We start from the raw sequence: 1,068 nt of genomic DNA, 5'->3' as shown, positions 1-1,068 counted from the left end.
CGTTTCCCCGGCGGAGCCAGTTTATCTCAGTGGTGGGAAGGCCTAAAAAGAGGCGAGAGCTTTATTACCGAAGTGCCCCCAGAGCGCTGGCCATTAACCGGGTTCTATTTTGAAGACACTAATCAGGCCATTGAACAGCATGGCAGTTATAGCAAGTGGGGAGGCTTTTTAGACGGTGTCGCCGATTTCGACCCGTTATTTTTTAACATGACACCTAATGAGGCCGCCACCACAGATCCGCAGGAACGGCTGTTTCTGGAGGAATGTTGGAAAGCGCTGGAAGATGCCGGTTATGCCCCCACGATGTTATCAGACCGGGTACGTCATGGCACTGGCGTGTTTGGCGGTATCACTAAACAGGGCTTTAGCCTCAATTCATCCGCTACCGGTCAGGTGTGTACAACCTCATTTTCATCCTGTGTCAACCGGGTGTCTCATATGCTTAATTTGCGAGGCCCCTGCCTGCCGGTCGACACCATGTGCTCTTCCGCACTGGTGGCTATCCATGAAGCCTGCGAGTATCTGCGCAGTGGCCAGGGTGAGATGGCGCTCGCCGGGGCGGTTAATTTATATCTGCATCCCTCCACCTACAAAGTTTTATCCAGTAACCGACTGATGTCTACGAGCGCTGATGCGCAGGTATTTGGCGCAAACGGTGATGGTTTTGTGCCGGGCGAAGGGGTTGGCGTGATAGTACTGAAAAGCCTGGCTCAGGCAGAAGCAGACGGGGATCATATTCATGGCGTGATCTGCGGCAGCGCGTTTAATCACAGTGGTCGCACCAATGGTTATATGACCCCGTCAGCGGGGCCGCAGCAGGAGGCGATCAGTGCCGCACTCGCCTCTAACCAGATAGATCCGCGAAGTATCAGTTACATTGAATCCGCAGCAAACGGCTCTTTGGTGTCAGATGCGGTTGAAATGTCAGCTCTGACACGGGCGTTTGCCGGGCGGACAGGAACATCGGGGCGTTACAGTCTGGGCACTCTAAAAGGACAGGTGGGACACGGTGAAGCCGTATCCGGTATGGCACAATTGTTTAAGGTGTTATTTTCGCTACGGGACGCG

General features: G+C 54.0%; 1 protein-coding gene. It reads left to right on the top strand.

The window, feature by feature from the left end:
* A partial coding sequence (locus ACGF5R_RS24090) for a polyketide synthase (protein ID WP_387693146.1) occupies positions 1–1,068 on the top strand: 1,068 nt, incomplete at both ends.

Origin of the sequence: Photorhabdus sp. RM71S (assembly GCF_042879355.1) — a bacterium.
GTDB lineage: Bacteria > Pseudomonadota > Gammaproteobacteria > Enterobacterales > Enterobacteriaceae > Photorhabdus > Photorhabdus kayaii.
Note: the sequence above shows the minus strand (reverse complement) of the source record. Positions and strands in the feature narration are given on the sequence as shown.